Raw genomic sequence first — 22,284 nt, forward strand, 5'->3', positions numbered from 1 at the left:
GGAACTTATGGCAACAGCCACTCCCGCATATGAACGGGTAAAAGTGTTTAGTGCCGCCATTAGGATATTTCACTGGTTACGGGCACTTTCAATTGTGATATTGACCGCGACTGGCTTCTATATCTCTTGGCCCTATCTCGTAGGCGCAGATAGCACCGATGTGTTAGTGCAAGGTTGGATCCGCTACGCTCACTTAATCTGCGGTTTTATTTTGTGCGCTGTAACATTAATACGCGCCTATCTATACTTTTTCAGCAAAAGCGATATTGAACGGCGTTCTTTTCAGGACGTGAAAAATTATCGTAGCTGGATAATCCAGCTTAAGTCCTACTTTTGGATTGGTGGTTTAGAGCACAAAGGCGTATATGGCCCACTGCAATATGTCACCTATCTCGCCGTGACGTTAATGGCTTTGTTCATGTGTATTACCGGCTTGACCTTATATGCCAACGTGTATCACCAAGGTATGGGCGGTGCACTCTGGGCCCCGGCGGCTTGGGTTACAGAGGCGTTTGGCGGCTTAGCTTGGATACGTATTCTGCACCATTATGTCACTTGGGCATTTATCATCTTTCTGGTGATCCATATTTATATGGCGGTATGGATGGGCATTCGCTTTAAACATAACGCGGTAGATGCAATTGTGTCGGGTTATGACTACCACCCGAAACATTCGGACTAAGCTCACAGTAACATCGTTAGTATGCGTGAACTCCGTCGCATTATTTTGCGGCGGAGTTATCGCTTTATTAAACAGCACGCTAACCGAAAAACGCTGTTAAAGTGACAAATTTCACGCCAACTTTTGTTATTTCCAATGCAAATATTAGAACAAAAACACACCAATTAAGGATTTACTTAATAATTTAATGCATATTTTCGGTAAAAATGACTTCTAATCCACTGTAATCTAGTGATTAAATCTTTCAAAACCCATGTGGTCAAAATGTCCCAATTCGTCCATTTAGGATTGATCTTGCTCATATTCTAATAATCTAAATTTTTCAAGAGTCCCAATTTCTCGGAAATGTTGACGTAACTCAAACATCCCTCAATGGTTGCCCCCTAAGATCGCTGCCGTTAGCCGTGTGAGCTATAACGCAAAAAAGCCCGTTCAAAAAACATAAAAGGTCATAACATGGACACACATTCAGCCCTTTTTGAACAAGGTCGGAAGCGGTTAGAGGCATTACGCCAACTTCCTCCTCGTCAAGAAACGTCTTTACAAGAGCGTATGCTCAAACTTGGGATCACTCGTCGTGATTTCATGAAATGGAGCGCTTCAGTTACTGCATTACTAGCACTGCCACTGCCTTTTACCAATTTGGTAGCAGAAGCGGCAGAGTTAGCCGATCGCGTACCATTAATCTGGTTGCACTTAGCAGAATGTACTGGTTGTTCTGAATCACTAGTACGTACTGATACGCCTAACCTAGACTCGCTGATCTTCGACCATATCTCACTTGAATACCACGAAACGTTGATGGCTGCAGCGGGGTGGCAAGCAGAAGAAAACCTCGAACACGCAATGGAAGCATACAAAGGTAACTACTTGCTAGCCGTTGAAGGCGCTGTACCAACTGCCAACAATGGCACATTTCTTACCGTAGGCTGTAAAGGCCATACTGGCATGCAAATTATCAAAGAAGCTGCCGAAGGCGCTGCTGCGATCATTTCTGTTGGTACTTGTGCTTCTTTCGGTGGCGTACAGGCTGCTGCACCTAACCCAACTGGGGCGAAAGGTGTTTATGAAGTCATCGACAAAGCCGTGGTTAACTTGGGTGGCTGCCCACCAAGTGAGAAAAATATCGTGGGTACATTGATGTACTTCGTCATGTTTGGCCGCTTGCCAGCATTGGATATGTTTAACCGTCCCAAATGGGCTTACGGTGCTCGCGTACACGATAACTGCGAACGTCGTGGTCGCTTTGACGCCGGTGAATTTGTTGAAAAATTCGGTGATGAAGGCGCTAAAGAAGGCTACTGCTTGTACAAAGTAGGTTGTAAAGGTCCTTACACTTACAACAACTGCCCTACCGAACGTTTTAACCACCATGTTAGCTGGCCAGTATTGGCCGGTCACGGTTGTATGGGGTGTTCAGAACCTAACTTCTGGGATGACATGGCAGACTTCGAAAAACCTCTTGGCCGTCAACTGCTACATGGTCTTGATGCAACTGCTGACACCATTGGTGGTGTTATTCTCGCAGCGACCGTTGTTGGTATCGGCGCGCATGCTGTTGCTAGTGTATTTGCCGGTTCCAAGGAGGACTAATTAAATGAATCAACGCGTCGTTATTGACCCAATTACTCGTATCGAAGGCCACTTGCGTATTGAAGTAGAAGTTGATGAAAACAATGTTGTGCAAAATGCGTGGTCTTCTTCAACGCTGTGGCGTGGTCTGGAAGTTATTTTGAAAGGCCGTACTCCAATGGACGTTGGTCTATTGGTGCAACGTATCTGTGGTGTGTGTACCTATTCACACTATCGCGCAGGTACTGAAGCCGTTGAAAACGCACTGGGTTTGAAAATTCCATTGAACGCTCGTTATCTGCGTTCACTGATGCATACCTCTTTGATGCTGCATGACCACATTGTGCATTTCTATCACCTACACGGTTTAGACTGGGTAGACGTGGTTTCAGCACTGAGTGCTGATCCAGTAAAGGCATCACAAATCGCTCACGAATACGTCCATAACCCAATCGCCACTAGCGATGGTGAACTGCGTGCCGTGCAAGAACGTGTGAAAGGCTTTGTGGAAACAGGTAAGTTAGGCCCATTTGCTAACGCTTACTGGGGCAACAAAACTTACAAGTTCTCACCAGAACAAAATCTGATCGCCCTATCTCACTACCTGAAAGCGTTAGAAGTTCAGCGTATTGCCGCAGAAATGATGGCTATCTTCGGTGGTAAACAACCTCACCCACAATCTTTAGTTGTTGGTGGTGTAACTTCTGTCCGTGACATGCTGAGCCCTGCTCGTCTGCAGGAATGGAAACAAAAACACGCAATCGTTCAGGACTTTATCGAACGCGCTTACCGTGCAGATATCGTGATGGCTGCGGCAGCCTTTGGTACTGAACCTTCAGTGCTGGGTGGCGTGAACATCAAAAACTTCATGGCGACTAACGAAATTGCGCTTGGCGACCAAGAATACCTGTTCGAACAAGGCGTGATCCTCAATGGCGATTTGGGCAATGTGACAGACATCAACCCAGATATGATTGCTGAAGATGTGACCCACGCTTGGTATACCGCTGACAAACCTCAACACCCGTATGACGGTACGACCGTGCCTAACTACACAGGCTTGGTAGAACGCGACACCGTTTACGGCAAACTGCCAACACTGGACGGTGACAAGAAATACAGCTGGGTGAAATCACCTCGTTACAACGGTGAACCTGTAGAAGTCGGTCCACTGGCATGTATGTTGGTCAACTATGCCAAAGGTAACAAAGTCGTAGTTGATTCTGTCAATGGTTTACTGAAAGCCACGGGGTTACCTGTTGAGGCACTGTTCACTACCTTAGGCCGTACTGCTGCCCGTATGTTGCAAGCCAGCGTCATTGCCGAAGAAGCAGTAAAAACCTTTGATGCCTTGGTACACAACCTGTTGGCTGACGAAACCACTTACGTTGAACCCAACATCGATTCCAGCAAAGAATATGTTGGTCACGCGATGATTGAAGCACCACGCGGCATGCTGAGCCACTGGATCCGCATCAAAGACGGTTTAGTGGAAAACTACCAAGCGGTGGTACCTACCACTTGGAACGCTGGTCCTAAAGATGCTAACGGCAAAATTGGCCCATACGAAGCATCATTGATGGGTCTACAACTGGAAGATCCAACTAAGCCGTTGGAAGTAGTGCGTATTATTCACTCTTTCGACCCATGTATGGCTTGTGCAGTACATGTGATGGATTACAAAGGACAATCTTTGGGTGAATTCCGCATTGACCCAAGCGCCTGTTAAGGAGGTGTACCATGTCAAAAGCTGGAGTTTCCTATGAGCAGGTGAAAATATTTGGGGCTGCGGTCCGCATTTTTCACTGGCTACGTGCTTTGTCAATTGTTGCACTGGTAGCAACTGGCTTTTATATCGCATGGCCATTTGTGGTGGGTTCTGCTTCAACCGACGTACTCGTACAAGGTTGGATCCGTTTTTCTCACCTCATCTTTGGCTTTATTTTGTGTGCGGTGACACTCGCTCGCGCGTATTTGTACTTCTTTAGTAAGAACGACATTGAACGTCGTTCTTTACAAGACGTACTGAATTATCGCAGCTGGATCATCCAGATTAAGTCTTACTTCTGGATGGGTCACTTAGATCACAAAGGGGTATATGGCCCACTGCAATACATGACCTACCTGATGATTTCGGTAATGGCGTTCTTGATCTGTATCTCAGGTCTGATCCTGTACGCCAACATCTACCATGAAGGTTTGGGTGGTGCATTGTGGGGTGTAGCAAGCTGGTGCACTGAATTACTCGGTGGTTTAGCTCAGGTGCGCATCTGGCACCACTACATCACCTGGGTATTCATTATCTTCTTAGTTATCCACGTTTACATGGCAGTCTGGATGGGCATTCGTTTCAAACACAACTCTGTTGATTCGATTGTTTCTGGCTACGACTACCACCCAGAGAAACACTAGGAGCCCAATGAATACATTGCTATTGGGAATTGGCAATGTCTTGTACGCCGATGAAGGTATCGGCGTACATTTTGTCAATTATATTCACGAGAACTACCAGTTCAGCCACCCAGAGCATCAATTAGTGATGCTCGACGGTGGTACGCTTGCCCAAGGTCTTACGCCAATTCTTGCGCAATATCCATCACTTATTGTGGTTGATACTGTCAATGCGGCTGGCTGTGCCCCGGGCGAAGTTTATTTCTTTGATTTTGATAACGCCCCACCCGAAATTGATTGGCAAGGCAGCGCCCACGAAGTGGAAATGCTGCAAACGCTAACCATGATGGAGATGGTCGGCGACCGTCCACACACTATGGTATTGGGGGTAACCCCGACAGTTATCGAGCCGATGACCCTAGGGCTGACCGATCGTATCGCAGCCGCCGTACCTGTGATGGAACGTACCTTAATTAATTATCTCACTCAGCAAGGTTGGCAATGTCAAAAAGTCGGTAACACCGATATTGCCGAACTCATCCCTCTTTCCTACATTCCGCGTCTATCGATGGGCGATCGGGAAAGTGGCCACCTGCCACACGCAACGGAAACTCAGGATACTGAATAATATGAAACTGCTTAGATTTGAGTTTGACTGCTCTCGTCAAGTGCCTTGGTACGGTTACTTATGTAATCAATATCTTAATTACCAACCGCTAACGCTAACCGTCGGTTTGAAAGCGGTGCAGGTACAAGGTGACGCTGCGCTGCAGCAACTGCCAATCACATGGCGCTATTTTATTGAAGCCGAAGGCGAGCAAGCAGCGTTAGAAGCCTTAGCAAATGCGCTGGCACAAGACTTTTTAATCAGCACTTACCTGCTTGAATCAAGGATTATTCCGATTGAGCAGCGTCTCGGTAGCGATAAACCGCTGGCAGATACCAACGCCACATTAGCGTTTTGTCAGCATTGCCAACCGCAATTTGGTGACAACCAACATCCCCACTTTGCCCAGCTGAGTTTGCCTTGTGCCCATTGCCACGGCGAAGTCGCGATCACTCGCAAACCAGAATTGGCCGCGCTGCAGCCCGCTGACTTAGTCCAACTCGCCAAGCAATTGCTAGACGGTAGCACGATTACCCTACCCGACGTGCACGGCAACATTCAGCTAAGCCGTCAGCCAATGACCAGCGCTGATTGCGCTGTGTTGATCTGTAATCCCAACACACTGAGCCAACAGTTTGTGTTAGAAAACCGTCAAGTGTTGTCGCTATCATCAATTGAGAAGCCGTTGTTGCTACTTAAGCCGCAAGCCGAACTCAAACTAACATCAGCGTTATTGCCGGTCGGTTTTGCCGCCACGCGTTTACAACAAGTGTTGTGTGAGCTGCTACGCGTTAAAGGCGTTGACTGGATCTATATTAGCGGTGCTCAGCAGCCTGTGTTTGCCAACATTCTGAGAGCTGATATTCCCGCACATGCCAATAGTAGCCACCTCAGCAGCGCTAGCACCGGCGCCCCATTGAAAGAGCCGTTACACGACGATGTTCGCTTTGGTGCCTATGTGGCGCACAGTAGCGGTTCACACAAACAGCCTGTGATTGAAAGCACTATTAGCGATGCCCAAGTCTGGGACAGCACCAACGCCGCTCAAGCCGCCGAATGCGCCGCTTTGGGTCTAGCCGCCGAGTTTGCACAACACAGTAATTACGCGCTGCTGTACTTTAGCCGTCAATTTGATAGCAAGATTGTCACCTGCGATAGCAACGGCACCTTTGCCCCTTTTATCACTCTGCCTAAATTGCCGAGCGCAGGCAGCGCTATTGCGGCCGCGATGCAGCAAAGTGAGCACGGCGCGGTATGGCAAAAGTTTGTCGCCAAACACCCAGAGATCGAACAGCGGTTACTGGCGTTAGATCTCTCCAGTGTCACCCGTGTTGCCTCGTTAGAAGCATTGTGGAGCGTCGCTGCAGTCATCGTTGGCATTCAAGCGGATAACGCCAAAGCATTGGCCCAAGCGTTTATTGCCGCAGCGATGAGCAATCGCAGTGCAAATTCACCAAGGATTGATTTCCCGCTGACCAAAGTAGACGACAGCAGTGATAGCAGTTTTGTCTGGACCAAAGCTATCGGCAGCTTAGTCAGCTTCCGCCTCGCGGGTGACGAAGATGAAGCCAAACTGGCGTTTGCGATGAACGATTCCTTGGCAGACTTTATCGCCAACTGGATTGAGCGGTTAGATCTGAATGTCGGTATAAAATGCGTCTATCTCGCTGGTGATGAGTTCACTAACCCAGTGCTAGTAAAACGCTTGGGGCTGCGCTTAGGGAAAAACTTCCCGATGGCAAGCAGCCAACAACAAGATCTCGATGGTGCACTTTTGGCCAGTGGCGCGTTGTACTTACGTCAACGTCGAGGCAAATAGCATGAGTACCACACCTGACGCTATATCGTACATTGCACGCCGTTATCGCATGCACGGCATAGTGCAAGGTGTGGGCTTTCGTCCGTGGATTTACCAACTCGCGTTACGCTGTCAATTGACCGGGCATGTGCTCAACAATGGTGAAGGTGTCACGGTTGTCGTGCAAGGCACCGCTAGTGCGATCAATCAATTTGATAGCTTACTTTATGTTGACAGGCCGCCATTAGCACGGCTTGATGATATTCAGCAGCAAACCATTGCACCAAACGGCGAGTTAACCGACTTTTCCATCAAAAAAAGTGATAGCACCGATAATGCGCTAACGGTGGTCAGTAGTGATAAAAGCACCTGCCCCGCCTGCTTGGCTGAAATGCACGATGTGAATAACCGCCACTATCGCTATCCTTTTGTAAATTGTACCCATTGCGGCCCACGCTACAGCATTATTAATCACTTGCCATACGATAGGCAGAACACCTCCATGGCGACATTTGACATGTGTCCAACGTGTCGCGTCGCCTATGAAAACCCGCTTGACCGCCGCTACCACGCCCAGCCAGTGAGCTGCCCAAAATGTGGGCCACAGCTACGTTTACTCAATAGCAACGGCGAGACAGTAGGCCAACGACACGCCGCCTTTGAGCTGGCCGTAGCCGCCCTCAAGCGCGGTGAGATATTGGCAATTAAAGGTTTAGGTGGTTTTCACTTAGTCTGCGACGCTACCTCTAATGACGCAGTGGCCAAATTAAGGCAACGTAAGCAGCGCCCAGCCAAGCCGCTGGCGGTGATGGTTGCTAGCCTAGAGATGGCGCAAGCTTACGCCACTGGTTGTGACGCTGAATGGCAACTACTGACTAGCCAAGAACGCCCGATCGTACTACTCGCTAAAAATACCGCTGCCACCGACGCTGCATTAAGTGAGTTAGTCGCACCAACAATTGACCGCGTCGGCTTATTTTTACCTTACACCCCGCTGCATACGCTATTGTTAGATGCGCTCGATTTTCCGCTGGTTGCCACTAGCGCCAACCTTGCTGGCGAGCCAATTATCACCGATAGCAGCGACATTCTTCAGCAGCTGGCACAAGCGCCGTTTGCCGTGGTTGATGCCGTGCTCGACCACAACCGCCCGATTGTTAATGGTTGTGATGATTCGGTAGTACAACTGGTAGGTAATGACGTGCAAGTACTGCGCTTAGCCCGCGGTTATGCGCCGCTGATACTACCCAGTAAAACTATCGACGCTGCCGATCTGGCTGTACTCGCCGTGGGGCCGCAGCAAAAGAACACCTTGGCGCTGAACATCGGTAATAACCTCTGCCTCAGCCCACACATTGGTGATCTGTTCAGTATCGGCGCCGAGGGCTATTTTCAGCGCACCTTAGCCAGTTTTCAACGCATGTATCGCTTTAGCCCCAGTCATATCGTGCGCGATCTGCATCCGCAATATGCCTCTAGCCGCTGGGCGGATGAGCAAAACGCGCCAACTATCAGCGTGCAACATCACTATGCCCACGTGTTAGCCACATTGGCCGCCAATGATTATCACGGCCAAGTGCTGGGCTTCAGTTTTGATGGCACCGGCCTTGGCGATAACGGTGAACTTTGGGGCGGCGAGCTGCTACTGGCCGACAACCACCAATATCAACGCCTAGCCAGCCTGCAGCCCTTGACACTCATCGGCAATGAGCTAGCGATTGAACAACCGTGGCGCTTGCTGTTCGCGCTACTGACTGAGCAGCTCGATAACACCACATTACGGCAACTACCCTGCTTTGCCCAACAACGCGAGAGCATGCTCAATAACCTCAAGCGAGTCATGCGCAGTGGCAAAATGCCAATGACCCATTCAGTCGGCCGACTATTTGATGCACTCGCGGTGCTGCTTGGTCTAATGGAACACACACAGTTTGAAGGCCAAGCCGGCATTTTAGTTGAAAGTGCGGCAAGGCGCGCATTAGCAAGTGATGTTATGCCGTATCCTCTGCAATTACAGAGCAATAGCGACGCGGAATTGCCGCTCGGCAGTTGGCAAAGCCAGCAGTTATTTGTTGATGTTGTCCACGCTTTGCGCAGTGGAGCATCAATTGAAGCGCTAGCATTGGGCTTTATTCATGCGTTAGGTAACGCGATTTGTGACGCCGCCAGCGCCGCACAACAACGGCTAGCGCAACCGCTGCCCGTGGTACTTACCGGCGGTGTATTTCAAAACCGCTGTTTGACTGAGTTTTGTCAGCAGCAATTTAGTGTTCGAGGCATCTCTTGGTTACCGCAAGGGCTGGTGCCCGTTAATGATGGCGGTATTGCCCTCGGACAACTTTGGTACGGTTTGCACCAACTCAAGCAGATCGCAAAGGATTCAGCTAAACCGCAGCAAGCGGTTTCACAGGAAATATCGGAGTAGATATGTGTAAAGATTGCGGATGTTCACTGACAGGTGAAGGTCATGCCCATCACCACGATCATAACCATGATCATCTGATGACTAACCCTCAGTTAAACGACAAGAAAACCTTATCCGTTATTCATAAAATCCTCGATAAGAACGATATCGAAGCGGCCCACAACCGTGAGCATTTTGAAGAACACGGCGTCATGGCGTTTAACCTGATGAGTAGTCCAGGTAGCGGTAAAACTACCCTGCTGGAGCACTTAACCAACTACACCGACAAGCGTTACTGCGTGATTGAAGGTGACTTGGAAACTTCGCGCGATGCCGACCGTTTGAAGGCCAAAGGCATTAATGCAGTACAAATTCAAACGGGTAGCGCCTGCCATTTAGATGCCTTTATGGTACACGGCGCACTGCATCAACAACCGCTAGATAACATGGACATCTGCTTTGTCGAAAACGTCGGTAACTTAGTGTGTCCTGCCAGCTATGACGTCGGCACCCACAAAAATGTGGTGTTGGTATCGGTGCCTGAAGGCGAAGACAAAATTGAAAAATATCCGGTGATGTTCCGCAAAGCTGACGTGGTATTCATCACCAAATGCGATCTGCTGCCCTATTTCGATTTTGATCCTGAAGTGGCTAAGGCTGCGGTGTTGAAACTTAACCCTAATGCACGCGTGATCAACGTATCCGTCAAAGAGCCTGACAGCATGAAAGACGTGGCGCAATGGTTTGCCACCGAGCTTGCCACGTTTGGCAGCAAAACTGAGGAGCCAGCCTAATGTGTTTGTCTATTCCATCGCAGGTTGTTGAGCTACATCCCGAGGATGGCAGCGTTACCGTGGATACCTTAGGTGTTAAACGTACGGTAAGTTGTCACCTGCTGGATGAACCGTTAGCCATTGGCGAATATGTACTGATCCATATCGGCTTTGTGATGAATAAGATCGATGCCGCTTCAGCGCTTGAAAGTCTCGAACTGTACAAAGAGATTGTGCAAAAGCTGGAGGCTGAGGAAGATGCCTGAGCTGCAACTTAAACAGCTGTACGATGGTTTTCGCGATCCGCGAACCATCAGTGAGTTGTCACGCCAAATCCAGGCACTCGCTAACGAACTGCCAGAACCCGTCTATATGATGGAAGTCTGCGGTGGTCACACGCACACCATTATGAAGTTTGGTTTGCCACAACTGCTGCCGGACAATATTCACTTCATCCATGGCCCCGGCTGCCCTGTGTGCATTATGCCGAAAGAGCGCATCGACCAAGCCACCGCGCTAGCGGCGATTGACGATGTCATCTTAGTAACTTTGGGTGACATGATCCGCGTGCCGGGTTCGCAAGGCTCCTTGGCGCAATTTCGCGCCAAAGGTTGTGATATCCGCCCGGTCTATCAACCGCTAGACGCCATCAAGATAGCCCAAGAAAACCCAACTAAAACCGTCGTGTTTTTTGCCATTGGCTTTGAAACTTCAACACCAATGACAGCAGTGCTGCTGGAACAAGCCGAAAGACTGGGCTTGAATAACCTACTGTTTCATATCAACCACGTATTGGTGCCACCGGCGATTGATGCAGTGATGGCCGATCCCGACACCAAAGTGAACGCCTTTATTGGCCCGTCACACGTCAGTGTGATCACCGGTAGCAGAATCTACCAACCTACCGTTGATAAGTATCAAACCCCCGTGGTGATTGCCGGCTTTGAGCCCGTCGATGTTATGCAGTCAATCCTCGCCATTGTTAAGCAGAAAGTGGCTGGCCGCGCCGAGTTAGAAAACCAGTATCAACGCGCTGTGACCGAGCAAGGCAACGTGGTGGCGCAACAAAAAGTCGATAAGTTTTTTGAAGTGCGTGACAGCTTCCGTTGGCGAGGTTTGGGGCCGATTGCCCACTCATCACTGCAACTGCGTGCTGAATATGCCCACCGCGACGCTGAAAAGCATTTTGCTGATCGCTTGCCCGTTAAAGAGATCGACGATCATAAAGCTTGCCAGTGTGGCGACATCCTGCGTGGCAAAGCGAACCCGAAAGATTGCAACGTGTTTGGACGCGGTTGCACCCCGCAAACACCATTAGGCAGCTGCATGGTCAGCTCAGAGGGCGCCTGTAACGCCTATTATCGCTATGCCGGAGTGGAGTAAATCATGGCGAAACCTACCCAAATTCAATTGAGTCATGGCGGCGGTGGCCGCGAAATGGCAGAGCTCATTGGCAAACTATTTTTTGATGCCTTCGACAACCCGATTTTGCGCCGTGAAGAAGATGCCGCCGCGCTGAATTTAAATGGCGCGACCGCCTTTACTACCGATTCTTTCACCGTTGCCCCGCTATTTTTCCAAGGCGGCAACATCGGTAAATTGGCGATTGCTGGCACAGTAAACGATCTGGCGATGATGGGCGCCGAACCCCAATATTTAAGCTGCGGCTTTATCATCGAAGAAGGTTTTGCACTGGATAAACTCAAAACCATCGTTAATAGCATGGCCGAAGAGCTGAAAAAATCTGGTGCACACATTGTCTGCGGTGACACCAAAGTGGTGCCTAAAGGCTGCGCTGATGGCTTATTTATCAATACCTCCGGCGTTGGTCGTATCATCAAACCAGGGATCTCCGTCAGTGCCATTCGCCCCGGCGATGCCATTATTCTTTCACGCGATATCGGTCGCCATGGTGCAGCGATTCTGACCGCCCGCGAAGGCCTAGAGCTTGAAAGCGAACTCACCTCAGACTGCGCCACCTTGTGGTCAGTAGTCGAACGTTTAATTGCTGCCAATCTCGAACTGCACGCCATGCGTGACGCAACCCGTGGTGGCATTGCCGCAGTGCTGAACGAATGGACCAAGGCCGCCAATGTCGGTATTGATATTGAAGAAAAGCACATTGCAGTATGTGATGAAGTGCGCGGAGTATGCGAGCTTTATGGCTTTGAACCGTGGGACTTGGCGAACGAAGGGACCTTTGTCATTGCCCTGCCGCAAGCCGCCGCTGAAGCCGCGGTTGAAATCATGCATCGCTTCTGCGGCTGCCACGATGCCGCCATTATCGGTACCGTGACTGAAGAGCATCAAGGCAAGGTGATCATGCAATCCCCTTGGGGCAGCAAACGTTATCTCGATCTGCCACAAGGCGAGCTACTGCCGAGGATCTGCTAATGCATGAGTTTTCTATCGTCAGCGCCTTAATCAACCAATGCGAAGAACTCGCCGCCGAGAACAAAGCCACTGGCATTGCCCGAGTCGCCGTTAAAATCGGTGTGCTCAGCGGCGTTGAACCGCAACTGGTGAAAACGGCGTTTGACACCTTCCGCGAAGATGGCATTTGTCGTGGAGCTGAGTTAGAGATGGAAATTGCCCCATTGGAGCTGGACTGTCATGCCTGCGGTGCCCACTCCATTCCCGATGACATCGCCTATCTCTGCCCGGCCTGCAACAGCCGAGATATCAAAATCAGTGGCGGTGAAGAGATGCTGCTGATGCAATTGGAACTGATGTACGACTAAGTTTTGCTATCGCCTGCTCCGCTTTGGAGCAGGCAAACTGTAGCACAATGTCTTAGCCAAACACTTAGTTACTACACCATTGTGACTCACAGGGTACACCGTCGTGATCACCATCCATTTTGGTCAACGGACAGTTATTGATAAACCATTTGGCTTCGCTGCAAGATGTCATTTGCGAACACATGGTTCGGCCATCACAGCCAGCGGGGATCAACGCTTGATCAATCTTACCTTGCTCTAAATCTAATCGATGTGAATAGCGGCTAAAATACGAGCGAGCGGCAAAGCCAACGGTCACGACCACAACTGCAACTAGCAGAATGCTGGTCACATTGACCGATTTACCTTGTGTGGTTCGCTTACGCGAAGATGAATTTGCCAAGCGCTGAACACGCACCGCCTGAGGCTTTCCGTTTTTACCGACTTGCGCCTCATATGATAAAAATTCGTTGATACTCGGGCGTTGTTCATAACGCGGAAACGCACTGATATGTACAAAAAGTTGCTGAGGGCTATTGGAAGGTGTGATAAAGCCAAACCCTTTTTCATCATTCCAAGATGTTAACTTTCCCACGAGTCTCATACAGTTAGGCCGCAATCCTTACCAACAAAGCAATACTCTGAATCATTAGTTAACGTCGGTCAACTTTGATATAACAGAGCTGGTACTCAGCTTTTACTGCTCTGAATGTCGGTTTAATTCAAACACTCTCAAGGTTTGATCACTGCAAATGCAGCCTTAGCTAACAGCATGAACCCAGAGTATCCAAGCAAAATCAGTGAGCGCTTCCGACGTTTAGGCAGCAGTTCTGAGATGACAATGTCTTCACCTTGCATAAGTTTGGCGCACCAAATCGGCAACCAGCTAACCTTAAGCGTGTAGCGCGTTGAATTAACGACAAACTCAGCAGTATGTCGTATCGGCGTAAACATCATTAACTTAGAAAAGACGACGTTTTCACCGTAGGTGATAGTGAGTCGCGTTGTAAATCTGTCATAAATGACAGATAACGACTGTTGTTCAACTAGGGGCTGTTTATCTTTAGTGTTTAATTTTTGTTCAAAATAAACGCATTATGAACGAGGCGAGACCAGCGACGCTTAGTCAACTAAGCAAGCTGGGCGCAACAAAGTTCAGGAGGCGTTTAAATGAACCCTTCGGGCAGCGACAGCGCGCAATTTATTCAGCGTTAGGCGCTGTTGGTGGAGAATAACTACACGGCACATCACCTGCCTTGCCTAAATCACGCGCTGCCTGCTGCAAAAACAACCAGCAAAGATAAACAGTCCCTAGGTAGCGACTACCTTGAATTCGTTCAAATCCCATCTAATCATCCGCTAAAATGCGTAGCATACTGCCAATGATGATGCTGTCTGGGTAGCATCAGGTCAACATTCTGTGGCCATGCATGCCTGTTGGCTGAGTTGAACATCGCCTCGCAACATTTGCTACACGAAGTCGCTAGCGGCTTTAACCCGGGTTTCAATCGCAACTCGCAACTCGCAACTCGCAACTCGCAACTCATGACATTTTGATCAAAATTTCCCCAAATCAATCAATGCTATACGCCTTTTTGACAATAGTTACATTAGCGATAGCCTAATATAATTACTAAGCACCATTTTCCGCTCACCAAATGAGGCCTCGAATGTTAGATAAAGGAATGTCACGGGTGATGAATATATCACCACTTGCAGGGAGTGCCATCGCTGTAGTTGTGCTACTGCCTATTGCTGGCTACCTCTTCCAACAGCAGCAATGGCTACTGTTATTGCTATTAATGCTCTACGCCGTGGGCATCACTTGGTTGTTAACCTTATTTCGCCGCATTATTTTAAACGCGCGTCACACCGCACTGGAGTTGGCCCAAGGTGACCTGCGCAACCGGATTACCCAAACAAGTGAACTTGGTGGCACCTTGTTTCGCGCCATTAACCGCATCGGTGAAGACGTTTCACGCACGGTGTATTTTCTTGGCAAAACCAGCGCCCACATGCTCAATGTGGCCAATACAGTGCAGAAAGATTCTGAAGTATCCAAACGCGGCGCAATTAAACAGAAAGAAGACGTGAGCCAATCCAAGCAAGCCATTAATCAACTGCTGGACATCTCGGCGCGAGTCTCCGATTTTTGTGAGCAGAGCTATCAGCAAGCCTCGGCGGCCAACACTCAAGCGAGCGAAGGTATTCAGGCGATGAAACGGCTTGAAACCACGCTCAAAGAGGTGAGCAGCCAGTATTCACGTTCCGATGCCCACTTCGCCGAACTGGGGCGCGAAAGTGCTCACATTGGTGAGGTTATCGATACCATTACCACCATTGCCGAGCAAACCAATCTGCTAGCGCTCAACGCAGCCATTGAATCAGCCCGAGCAGGAGAGCACGGCCGGGGCTTTGCCGTGGTCGCCGACGAAGTACGCAAACTGGCAGTAAAAACCCAAACCGCTACCCAAGATATTGATAACAAGATCTCCAACCTGCAAACACAGATTGAAGCTGTAGTTGCCGCCATGGAAAGCAACAAGCGCCGTATCGACAACGCTTTTAGCGCAGCCGAAGCGGCAGAAAGCAGTTTTACCACTTTGAATCAGCAAATCAGTGACCTGGACCAGCTGAGCAATAACATCTCTACCCTGTCAGCTGAGCAACTGGCCGAAACCGAACAGCTAAATCGATATCTGAGTGAGATTGAACAAGAGTCAGATAACAACGTGATTGCGACCCAAGAAACCTTGATGGCAAGTGTTACCGTGCGCAACATGGCCGGAGAGATCACCTCGCTGCTGCATCGCTTTAATGTGGATAGTGAGCAGGTGGAACGCGAAGACAAACTACGGCCGAAGCTTATGGAGTGGAATGCCGACTTAGACTTAGGACTGGTTGAAATCAATCGCCAACACCAAACCTTGGTCAACTTAATCAACGAGTTGTATTACTTGTTGCACCATAATTATGGTGCGGCATCCATCAAACGCGTGGTGCAAGGGCTGATTGATTACACCGCAAACCATTTCAAGTACGAAGAGACCTTGTTTGAGTTGCTGCAATACCCGCAGGAGCAAGCGCATAGCGCCAACCATACCCGCTTAGTTGACCAAGTGCTGGCATTCCAAAAACGCGTGGAAGCAGGTGAAGATATTGGTGATGAGTTGATGGGCTTTTTGAAAGACTGGCTGATTAAGCATATCCAAAAAGAGGACCGCGCTTATTGTGCCCACTTTAAAGCAAAAGGCATGTCGTAATGACATGCCTTGGTCTGTATCGCTAAGCGCTTACGTTTGCATGCCGCGCTAAATTAGGCGGCAACCGACTAGTTAGCTTAACCTACCCATTAACGCAGTTGTGGCTCAATTGCGGCTAAGCCTTCAGTAAGTAGTGAACCGCGCCAACCTTGTAGCACCAACGGCTGTGCGCCTTGTTTCTGCGCCCATAACCATTCCAGATACTCATGGATCAATTTTTTTGAACCCAACAGTTCGATCGGCACCTGTTTTTCTTCTGCAATCGCCACAATCGTATTTTTGATTACCTTAAATGCCGATTTATAACCTGGTTTTAAAGCCAGCACATCAATAGGTTCAGGCAGATTTTGCTTATCAGCATTGGCAATCACTTTCACAAGCTCTTTGGCGTGAATACGTTTCTCATGTTCAGAAAGATCGCGTGATTGCAGTAACTCATTCAGTGAGGTCGGCTGTTTTTTGGTCAGCGCTAACAGCGTGTGATCTTTCATTACAAAGCCAACCGCTAAATCACGTTTAATCGCCTTCGCCATACGCCACGCTGCCAACGCGCGCAATACCGCCAATTCCATTGGGGTTAGCTGAAAGGCATTTTTCACTTTTAAGTAGGCGTGTTGTAGATCTGGTGCATCCAAACGGCCTTCGGTCATACGTTGGCTTTCTTCGAGTGCCCACGCCATACGGCCTTGTTGTTCCAACGCCGCACACAGTTTGGGATACAGCTGATACAGGTAATCAACATCATTCGCCGCGTACTGCAACTGTGCTGCACTCAACGGACGTTTCAACCAATCGGTACGTGATTCGCCTTTATCCAGCTCAACATCCAACAGTTGTTGTACCAGTTTGGCATAACCTAAACCATGGCCCATCCCTGCCAGTGCCGCAGCTAACTGCGAGTCTAACAGCGGTGCAGGTTGGCATTGACCAAGGTGGGCAAATACTTCTAAGTCTTCACTGCCAGAGTGCAGCAACTTTAAGATATTGCTATCGGTGAGTAGCGCCCAAAACGCCGATAAGTCTTTAATCGCTACTGGATCAATCAGCGCTAACGTGGTGCCATCAAACGCTTGAATCAACCCTAACTGCGCGTAATAGGTGCGTGTGCGAACAAACTCAGTATCAAGCACCAACAATGGGCTGCGCTGGTACTGCGTGACTAATGCTTGCAATGCATCAGCAGTACCAACGTACACAAACTTTTGCAAAACATACTCCTGTTTAACTCTGCGACAGCGGCCATAAAAAAGCCGACATCTTTGCCGGCTTTCAGTAACTAGGCGGATTTTACTTCCTCACGAAGCTCTCTTCGAAGGATTTTGCCGACATTACTCTTTGGCAGTTCATCGCGAAATTCTACCAGTTTTGGTACCTTATAGCCCGTTAAATACTGACGGCAATGGGCGACAATTTCATCTTTCGATAAAGATTTGTCTTTGGCGACGATAAATGCTTTCACAATTTCACCACTGGCATCGTTAGCAACGCCCACGGCAGCGACTTCCACCACTTTAGGATGCAGCGCGATCACGTCTTCCACTTCATTTGGAAACACGTTGAAGCCAGACACCAAAATCATGTCTTTCTTACGGTCAACAATATAGAAGAAACCGGTTTCATCCATATAACCGATATCGCCCGTTGCTAACCAACCATCGGCATCTATCACTTTGGCGGTCTCTTCTGGGCGATTCCAATAACCTTTCATCACTTGCGGGCCTTTCGCATATAACTCGCCAATTTCGCCTTGCGGTAAGCTGTTACCTTCAGCATCACGGATCTGGATCAAGGTTGATGGCAGTGGAAAGCCGATAGAACCGTTATATTCGCTCAGATTATGCGGACAGGCCGCTACAACCGGTGAAGCTTCTGTCAAACCATAACCTTCCAACAACTTGCTTTTGGTCATCGCTTGCCATTTTTCTGCCACGGCACGTTGTACCGCCATACCACCACCCACGGTGAGTTTCAGGCCGGAAAAATCCAACTGCGCAAACTCTTGATTAGCCACCAAAGCATTAAACAGGGTGTTAACGCCTGTGATTGCGGTAAATGGGAATTTACGTAGCTCTGTAACAAAACCGGGAATATCTCGCGGATTGGTGATCAACAGATTTTGTGAACCTTTATGCAGGAACAGGAAGCAGTTTACCGTCAGCGCGAAGATATGGTACAGCGGCAAAGCAGTAACCACATTTTCTTTGCCATCATCCAACAGTGGTGAAAATGTGGCATCAGCCTGCAGAATATTGGCGACGACGTTACGATGGGTCAACATCGCACCTTTACTCACACCCGTAGTACCACCGGTGTATTGCAAAAAGGCCAGATCATCGCCCGTTAATGGCAGATCCGTAAATTTGTGATGCCCACCAGCACGCAGCGCTTTACGCATAGAGATAGCGTTAGGCAGGTGATATTTAGGCACCATGCGCTTGATGTACTTAATAACAAAATTCACCAAAGTGCGTTTCGGTACACCTAATAGATCGCCAATACCGGTGATAATGACATGTTCTACTGGCGTTTCATCAAGCACTTGCTGCAAGGTATTGGCAAAGTTAGATACCACGACAATGGCTTTGGCTTCGCAGTCTACTAACTGGTGTTTCAATTCGCGCGGTTTGTACAGTGGGTTCACGTTAACGACCACTAAACCGGCACGCAAAATACCAAACAAGGCAATGGGATATTGCAACAAGTTTGGCATCATCAAGGCGACGCGATCACCGCGTTTCAGCCCCAAATCATGTTGGAGGTAAGCGGCAAATGCCCGGCTCTTCTCTTCCAACTTGCGGTAAGACATCCCTACGCCCATATTGACGTAAGCAGTTTGGTCCGCATAGTGCTTAACGGCGTTGTCAAATAACGCCACTAAAGAAGGAAAACGATCCGCATCGATTTCAGCAGGCACCTCGGCAGGTAACTGGTTTATCCAGCGTAGATCCACAAATCTCTCCTAATTATCCGGTAGCAATTCCGTCTGGTGTCGCTGCTGAGTGTCGACGGACACATGCCATTATCTTTTATAGTTTTCCGGCAGCCATAATTGGCCACACTGAGCGCTGCGTTTTGTTCTGTGACAAAAATCATACGCCCGTTTGAATTTTGATCATCTTCACATAAATTTGGCGAATTTCCTAGCGACCGTCATTAGACTTTTGTCGCTGAAACATAGCGAATTATCGCTTCCGCTGTAGCGACAGCATGGGTCATATGCAAATGATGGTGCCCTTTCAACTGCTGACAAGTGAGCGATTGGTACCATTGCTGCGCCAACGGCAGTTGCTGTTGCACATGAGCAAAGCCTTCAGTGCCATACAACAATAAGGTGGGCACATGCACCGTCGTCATCAAAGACGCCACCTGTTCGGTCGTCATGCGCGTTGGACTCATCCACCGCAAGCGCGGGTCAATCCGCCAATAATGACCCCGTTCATCTTCGCCTAAGTTGCGCGCGAGGATCAGTTCACACCAATGGTGTTCTAAACCCGTCAGTTGGTGCCGTTGTTCAACCAGCTGCGCTAACTCAACATAATGATGCGCTTTAGTCGTGCGCTGCCGATGTTGACGCAAACTCTTTTGCAAACGGCCACGCGCCAACTCCGGCGCTTCATGTAACGGCGCGAATGCTTCAATCAAAATAAGTTGAGCAAATTGATCGCGATTGAGCGCAGCGTAAGCGCCTGCGACAATGCCACCGAGTGAATGACCGATAACCACTTGTGGTTGCTGCGGCAACACCGCCAGCAGGCGATCCATATCCAGCAGATAATCGACCCACTGCAACGGATAACTCCCCGGCCGCCAAGCAGAGCGGCCATGACCCGGCCACTCAAAAGCGATAATACGAAAATGCTGTTGTAGCTGTTCGGCCAATGGTGCAAAGCTCATGGCATTGTCTAACCAACCATGAAACATCACCATCAACGGCAGATGTGGCTCACCCCAAGCTAACGCGGCATAGTGCTGCTCCCCTATCTCAAACGACAGCGGTTCAGCGGCGGCGCAAGGTTGCCACAGTTGAGCGGATTTGTCAGTGTCTAACATGACGATTTATATAATTTATGTTCACAAAAACTGATGTCATTCAACATTTGCACGCGCTTGGTTAATTCGCCACCAGCAGCTCATTAACGCTAGCAGACCACAGGTAAACCACAGCAGCACCCAAACGAAAGCTGGAATGAAGGTTTGCTGTGCTAAGTTACTGGCATCACTGCGAACGCTGATCCCCAGCAACACCGCTGGGCTTGATAAGGCGTTGAGTAACACAATGAGTGCCACTAAGCGCAAACTACCGCGCATAATCACAGTGCGATAAAACTTCAGCGGCAATAAAAACAGTACAGCGAGCGCAAGCATGATGGAAATGGTCAGCACATCCCTGCCCCATAGCAGCATGGTGAACAGCACACCTGCGCCCATCAAAGCATAAGCCGATTTAGCGGCATAACGGCTACAGGCAAGAAAATACAGCAGTGCCCCCCAGCCAGCGGCACCAGCATAGCCGCTAAAACCAATAAACGTTTGCCAACCACCGCTGGAAAAACACAAGCCAGCGCCGTTACTAAAGAGCTCGATATGATCCACGCGCCCACCCGAAAGTAGTGTGGCTAATGCGTGAGATAGTTCGTGGAAGTAACACTCCAACCATTTAAACGGGATCGAGATATAAGGTGCGCGGGACAAAATCAGCGCCACAATCAATTCAACAATGAATTGACCACGGCCAGGAATTCGGTGTTCAGCAGCAGATGGAAGAGAACTAGGCATAGACGTCGACGCCCACCATGCTGGAAATGGTGTCACGTTGATCGGCATGTTGCGTTAACAGATATTGAGAAATGGCCTTGGAGTGGGCATTGGTGTCGCTGTCATACTCAAGGCTAGCTTGGTATTTTGCATCCACCACATCACTATCAATGGTAATCGAACGTGTGGCTTGTTCAGCGGTAATTTCTGGCGATATCACCTTCTCCCGCTGCGCAGCAGGACGATTGCCCGCCACAGCTTGCGTCAAGCTCGGCGTGTTATTAATCGAAACTGGTGAGATTGCCATAGTTGTCTTAATCCATTCGCACGTTAACTACCACACATCTTTTTGCGGTAGTGGGCATGAATCGTTCACACCCAACCCGCTGAGTTTATTCGCGGCCTGGCAGCTTTTTCCATGCCACGGTGTCACGCAAATACACAGGTTTCAGCTCATCAACTGAAGTTGCTTCGCCAGCATTAAAGCCGCGTTCAGCCAGAGCAAGCATAGCATTGGCATCGGGATATTTCACGGCGTCAAGCAATGTTAACTGCGGGTTAATATGCAGCAAATCGGCGTAGGTTTCAAATCCGGTACCGCAACAGTAGATCGGTTTGGCATTTTCAAATGGTACGGCTAATGCCTCCGGCGCAGAAACCTGCTCTGGAGCAACTTCCACCGCCATACCATTAACAGCTTGATAGGCCGCCCAATAAATTTCGCCCATACGCGCATCAATGGCACACAACACTTGCTCAGCCCCATGTTCGCTAATCGCTTGTTGCGCCATCGCCGCCAGCGTAGAAATACCAATGACCGGAATTTCGCGCGCCAACGCTAGCCCTTGCGTCATTGAGGTGCAGATCCGAATACCAGTAAAGCTTCCGGGCCCGCGGCCATAAGCAATCAACCCCACATCCGCCATACTCAATTGCGCCTGTTGCAGCAAACCTTGCACCATCGGCAATAAGCGCTGGCTATGTTCACGCGGCGCATCTACCCGCTCATGCCACTGGCCGTTAGCGGTTTTCAGTGCCGCGGAGCAATTTTCAGTACAAGTGTCGAGTGCCAGAATCACTGGCAAGCTGGAAGCATTGGAGCTCATGTATCACTAAACCTTTTTTGGTGCCGACATCGGTGGCAAATAAAAAAACGTCGCAATCATACCACCAAACCCATTGATTCCAATGGCCGGAGTTTGCCCTCGAGCATGCTAACTGTTGATGATTTGTGCAGCTAACAAGTACTCACCGAGGGATCACAACAAAACATTTGTGATCGATTTCATAGTTTGCTTAAGTAAACCCCCTATATTGTC

21 protein-coding genes are annotated in these 22,284 nt (G+C 49.2%); 13 read left to right on the forward strand and 8 right to left on the reverse strand.

Annotated elements, in window-relative coordinates; all coding sequences use genetic code 11:
* Window positions 1-7 precede the first annotated feature (7 nt).
* From cybH (ACN0TT_RS03190) to hypA, 12 genes are all read left to right on the forward strand, one after another.
* Window positions 8-682, forward strand: a complete 675-nt coding sequence (gene cybH, locus ACN0TT_RS03190; protein ID WP_417760696.1) for a Ni/Fe-hydrogenase, b-type cytochrome subunit — start codon at window positions 8-10, stop codon at window positions 680-682.
* 456 nt (window positions 683-1,138) lie between these two features.
* Entirely contained in the window at window positions 1,139-2,275 is a 1,137-nt protein-coding gene (hyaA, locus tag ACN0TT_RS03195; protein WP_417760697.1) for a nickel-dependent hydrogenase small subunit, read from the forward strand.
* Window positions 2,276-2,279: 4 nt separating this feature from the next.
* Entirely contained in the window at window positions 2,280-3,983 is a 1,704-nt protein-coding gene (gene hyaB / locus ACN0TT_RS03200) for a nickel-dependent hydrogenase large subunit (protein WP_417760698.1), read from the forward strand.
* Window positions 3,984-3,994: 11 nt separating this feature from the next.
* A complete protein-coding gene (gene cybH / locus ACN0TT_RS03205; RefSeq protein WP_417760699.1) occupies window positions 3,995-4,666 on the forward strand; it encodes a Ni/Fe-hydrogenase, b-type cytochrome subunit in 672 nt (223 codons plus the stop codon).
* A gap of 7 nt (window positions 4,667-4,673) precedes the next feature.
* Window positions 4,674-5,273: a HyaD/HybD family hydrogenase maturation endopeptidase gene (locus ACN0TT_RS03210; RefSeq protein ID WP_417760700.1), complete on the forward strand. Its 600-nt coding sequence runs from the start codon at window positions 4,674-4,676 to the stop codon at window positions 5,271-5,273.
* Between the two features lies 1 nt (window position 5,274).
* Window positions 5,275-7,071, forward strand: coding sequence for a NiFe hydrogenase (locus ACN0TT_RS03215; RefSeq protein ID WP_417760701.1), 1,797 nt, complete (start codon window positions 5,275-5,277; stop codon window positions 7,069-7,071).
* A gap of 1 nt (window position 7,072) precedes the next feature.
* Complete coding sequence (hypF, locus tag ACN0TT_RS03220) at window positions 7,073-9,475, forward strand: carbamoyltransferase HypF (RefSeq protein WP_417760702.1); 2,403 nt, start codon at window positions 7,073-7,075, stop codon at window positions 9,473-9,475.
* Window positions 9,476-9,477: 2 nt separating this feature from the next.
* Window positions 9,478-10,248 (forward strand): hydrogenase nickel incorporation protein HypB, encoded by a 771-nt coding sequence (gene hypB / locus ACN0TT_RS03225; protein ID WP_417760703.1) that lies wholly within the window; start codon window positions 9,478-9,480, stop codon window positions 10,246-10,248.
* The gene (locus tag ACN0TT_RS03230; protein ID WP_417760704.1) at window positions 10,248-10,493 is read left to right on the forward strand and encodes a HypC/HybG/HupF family hydrogenase formation chaperone; all 246 of its coding nucleotides are present in this window, start codon (window positions 10,248-10,250) and stop codon (window positions 10,491-10,493) included. The genes hypB and ACN0TT_RS03230 overlap by 1 nt, the downstream gene beginning before the upstream one ends.
* Window positions 10,486-11,610, forward strand: coding sequence for a hydrogenase formation protein HypD (hypD, locus tag ACN0TT_RS03235; RefSeq protein WP_417760705.1), 1,125 nt, complete (start codon window positions 10,486-10,488; stop codon window positions 11,608-11,610). The genes ACN0TT_RS03230 and hypD overlap by 8 nt, the downstream gene beginning before the upstream one ends.
* Window positions 11,611-11,613: 3 nt before the next feature.
* Window positions 11,614-12,621: a hydrogenase expression/formation protein HypE gene (gene hypE, locus ACN0TT_RS03240; protein WP_417760706.1), complete on the forward strand. Its 1,008-nt coding sequence runs from the start codon at window positions 11,614-11,616 to the stop codon at window positions 12,619-12,621.
* Window positions 12,621-12,968: a hydrogenase/urease nickel incorporation protein HypA gene (gene hypA, locus ACN0TT_RS03245; protein WP_417760707.1), complete on the forward strand. Its 348-nt coding sequence runs from the start codon at window positions 12,621-12,623 to the stop codon at window positions 12,966-12,968. Before hypE ends, hypA begins: the two co-directional genes overlap by 1 nt.
* A gap of 64 nt (window positions 12,969-13,032) precedes the next feature.
* On the opposite strand, the gene ACN0TT_RS03250 is transcribed toward hypA, so the two are convergent.
* Together ACN0TT_RS03250 and ACN0TT_RS03255 are read right to left on the reverse strand one after the other, a co-directional pair.
* A complete protein-coding gene (locus tag ACN0TT_RS03250; protein WP_417760708.1) occupies window positions 13,033-13,542 on the reverse strand; it encodes an excalibur calcium-binding domain-containing protein in 510 nt (169 codons plus the stop codon).
* A 606-nt stretch (window positions 13,543-14,148) separates the two neighbouring features.
* On the reverse strand, window positions 14,149-14,295 hold the full coding sequence (locus ACN0TT_RS03255; RefSeq protein ID WP_417760709.1) for a hypothetical protein: 147 nt from the start codon (window positions 14,293-14,295) through the stop codon (window positions 14,149-14,151).
* Window positions 14,296-14,617: 322 nt separating this feature from the next.
* Between ACN0TT_RS03255 and ACN0TT_RS03260 the strand changes: the two genes are divergently transcribed.
* Window positions 14,618-16,210, forward strand: a complete 1,593-nt coding sequence (locus tag ACN0TT_RS03260; RefSeq protein ID WP_417760710.1) for a bacteriohemerythrin — start codon at window positions 14,618-14,620, stop codon at window positions 16,208-16,210.
* A gap of 89 nt (window positions 16,211-16,299) precedes the next feature.
* On the opposite strand, the gene rnd is transcribed toward ACN0TT_RS03260, so the two are convergent.
* From rnd to tsaB, 6 genes are all read right to left on the reverse strand, one after another.
* Window positions 16,300-17,418, reverse strand: coding sequence for a ribonuclease D (rnd, locus tag ACN0TT_RS03265; protein WP_417760711.1), 1,119 nt, complete (start codon window positions 17,416-17,418; stop codon window positions 16,300-16,302).
* A 68-nt stretch (window positions 17,419-17,486) separates the two neighbouring features.
* Window positions 17,487-19,160: a long-chain-fatty-acid--CoA ligase FadD gene (gene fadD, locus ACN0TT_RS03270; protein WP_417760712.1), complete on the reverse strand. Its 1,674-nt coding sequence runs from the start codon at window positions 19,158-19,160 to the stop codon at window positions 17,487-17,489.
* Between the two features lie 203 nt (window positions 19,161-19,363).
* Window positions 19,364-20,260 (reverse strand): alpha/beta fold hydrolase, encoded by an 897-nt coding sequence (locus ACN0TT_RS03275; protein ID WP_417760713.1) that lies wholly within the window; start codon window positions 20,258-20,260, stop codon window positions 19,364-19,366.
* A 36-nt stretch (window positions 20,261-20,296) separates the two neighbouring features.
* Complete coding sequence (locus ACN0TT_RS03280) at window positions 20,297-20,986, reverse strand: M50 family metallopeptidase (RefSeq protein WP_417760714.1); 690 nt, start codon at window positions 20,984-20,986, stop codon at window positions 20,297-20,299.
* Window positions 20,979-21,272 carry a hypothetical protein gene (locus tag ACN0TT_RS03285; protein ID WP_417760715.1) on the reverse strand — a complete coding sequence of 98 codons (294 nt, stop codon included), beginning with the start codon at window positions 21,270-21,272 and terminating at the stop codon, window positions 20,979-20,981. Before ACN0TT_RS03285 ends, ACN0TT_RS03280 begins: the two co-directional genes overlap by 8 nt.
* A gap of 85 nt (window positions 21,273-21,357) precedes the next feature.
* On the reverse strand, window positions 21,358-22,071 hold the full coding sequence (tsaB, locus tag ACN0TT_RS03290) for a tRNA (adenosine(37)-N6)-threonylcarbamoyltransferase complex dimerization subunit type 1 TsaB (protein WP_417760716.1): 714 nt from the start codon (window positions 22,069-22,071) through the stop codon (window positions 21,358-21,360).
* Window positions 22,072-22,284 lie beyond the last annotated feature (213 nt).

It is taken from the genome of Shewanella sp., from assembly GCF_048265805.1.
Taxonomy (GTDB): domain Bacteria; phylum Pseudomonadota; class Gammaproteobacteria; order Enterobacterales; family Shewanellaceae; genus Shewanella.

Excerpts from the sequence above, each read along its gene's own strand:
- ACN0TT_RS03260 (WP_417760710.1), top strand. The coding sequence starts at position 14,618 with ATGTTAGATAAAGGAATGTCACGGGTGATGAATATATCACCACTTGCA.
- hypF (WP_417760702.1), top strand. The coding sequence starts at position 7,073 with ATGAGTACCACACCTGACGCTATATCGTACATTGCACGCCGTTATCGC.
- tsaB (WP_417760716.1), bottom strand. The coding sequence starts at position 22,071 with ATGAGCTCCAATGCTTCCAGCTTGCCAGTGATTCTGGCACTCGACACT.
- ACN0TT_RS03210 (WP_417760700.1), top strand. The coding sequence starts at position 4,674 with ATGAATACATTGCTATTGGGAATTGGCAATGTCTTGTACGCCGATGAA.
- hyaA (WP_417760697.1), top strand. The coding sequence starts at position 1,139 with ATGGACACACATTCAGCCCTTTTTGAACAAGGTCGGAAGCGGTTAGAG.
- ACN0TT_RS03285 (WP_417760715.1), bottom strand. The coding sequence starts at position 21,272 with ATGGCAATCTCACCAGTTTCGATTAATAACACGCCGAGCTTGACGCAA.
- hypA (WP_417760707.1), top strand. The coding sequence starts at position 12,621 with ATGCATGAGTTTTCTATCGTCAGCGCCTTAATCAACCAATGCGAAGAA.
- cybH (WP_417760696.1), top strand. The coding sequence starts at position 8 with ATGGCAACAGCCACTCCCGCATATGAACGGGTAAAAGTGTTTAGTGCC.
- hypB (WP_417760703.1), top strand. The coding sequence starts at position 9,478 with ATGTGTAAAGATTGCGGATGTTCACTGACAGGTGAAGGTCATGCCCAT.
- ACN0TT_RS03280 (WP_417760714.1), bottom strand. The coding sequence starts at position 20,986 with ATGCCTAGTTCTCTTCCATCTGCTGCTGAACACCGAATTCCTGGCCGT.
- ACN0TT_RS03230 (WP_417760704.1), top strand. The coding sequence starts at position 10,248 with ATGTGTTTGTCTATTCCATCGCAGGTTGTTGAGCTACATCCCGAGGAT.
- ACN0TT_RS03255 (WP_417760709.1), bottom strand. The coding sequence starts at position 14,295 with ATGGGATTTGAACGAATTCAAGGTAGTCGCTACCTAGGGACTGTTTAT.
- cybH (WP_417760699.1), top strand. The coding sequence starts at position 3,995 with ATGTCAAAAGCTGGAGTTTCCTATGAGCAGGTGAAAATATTTGGGGCT.
- hypD (WP_417760705.1), top strand. The coding sequence starts at position 10,486 with ATGCCTGAGCTGCAACTTAAACAGCTGTACGATGGTTTTCGCGATCCG.
- ACN0TT_RS03275 (WP_417760713.1), bottom strand. The coding sequence starts at position 20,260 with ATGTTAGACACTGACAAATCCGCTCAACTGTGGCAACCTTGCGCCGCC.
- hypE (WP_417760706.1), top strand. The coding sequence starts at position 11,614 with ATGGCGAAACCTACCCAAATTCAATTGAGTCATGGCGGCGGTGGCCGC.
- hyaB (WP_417760698.1), top strand. The coding sequence starts at position 2,280 with ATGAATCAACGCGTCGTTATTGACCCAATTACTCGTATCGAAGGCCAC.
- ACN0TT_RS03215 (WP_417760701.1), top strand. The coding sequence starts at position 5,275 with ATGAAACTGCTTAGATTTGAGTTTGACTGCTCTCGTCAAGTGCCTTGG.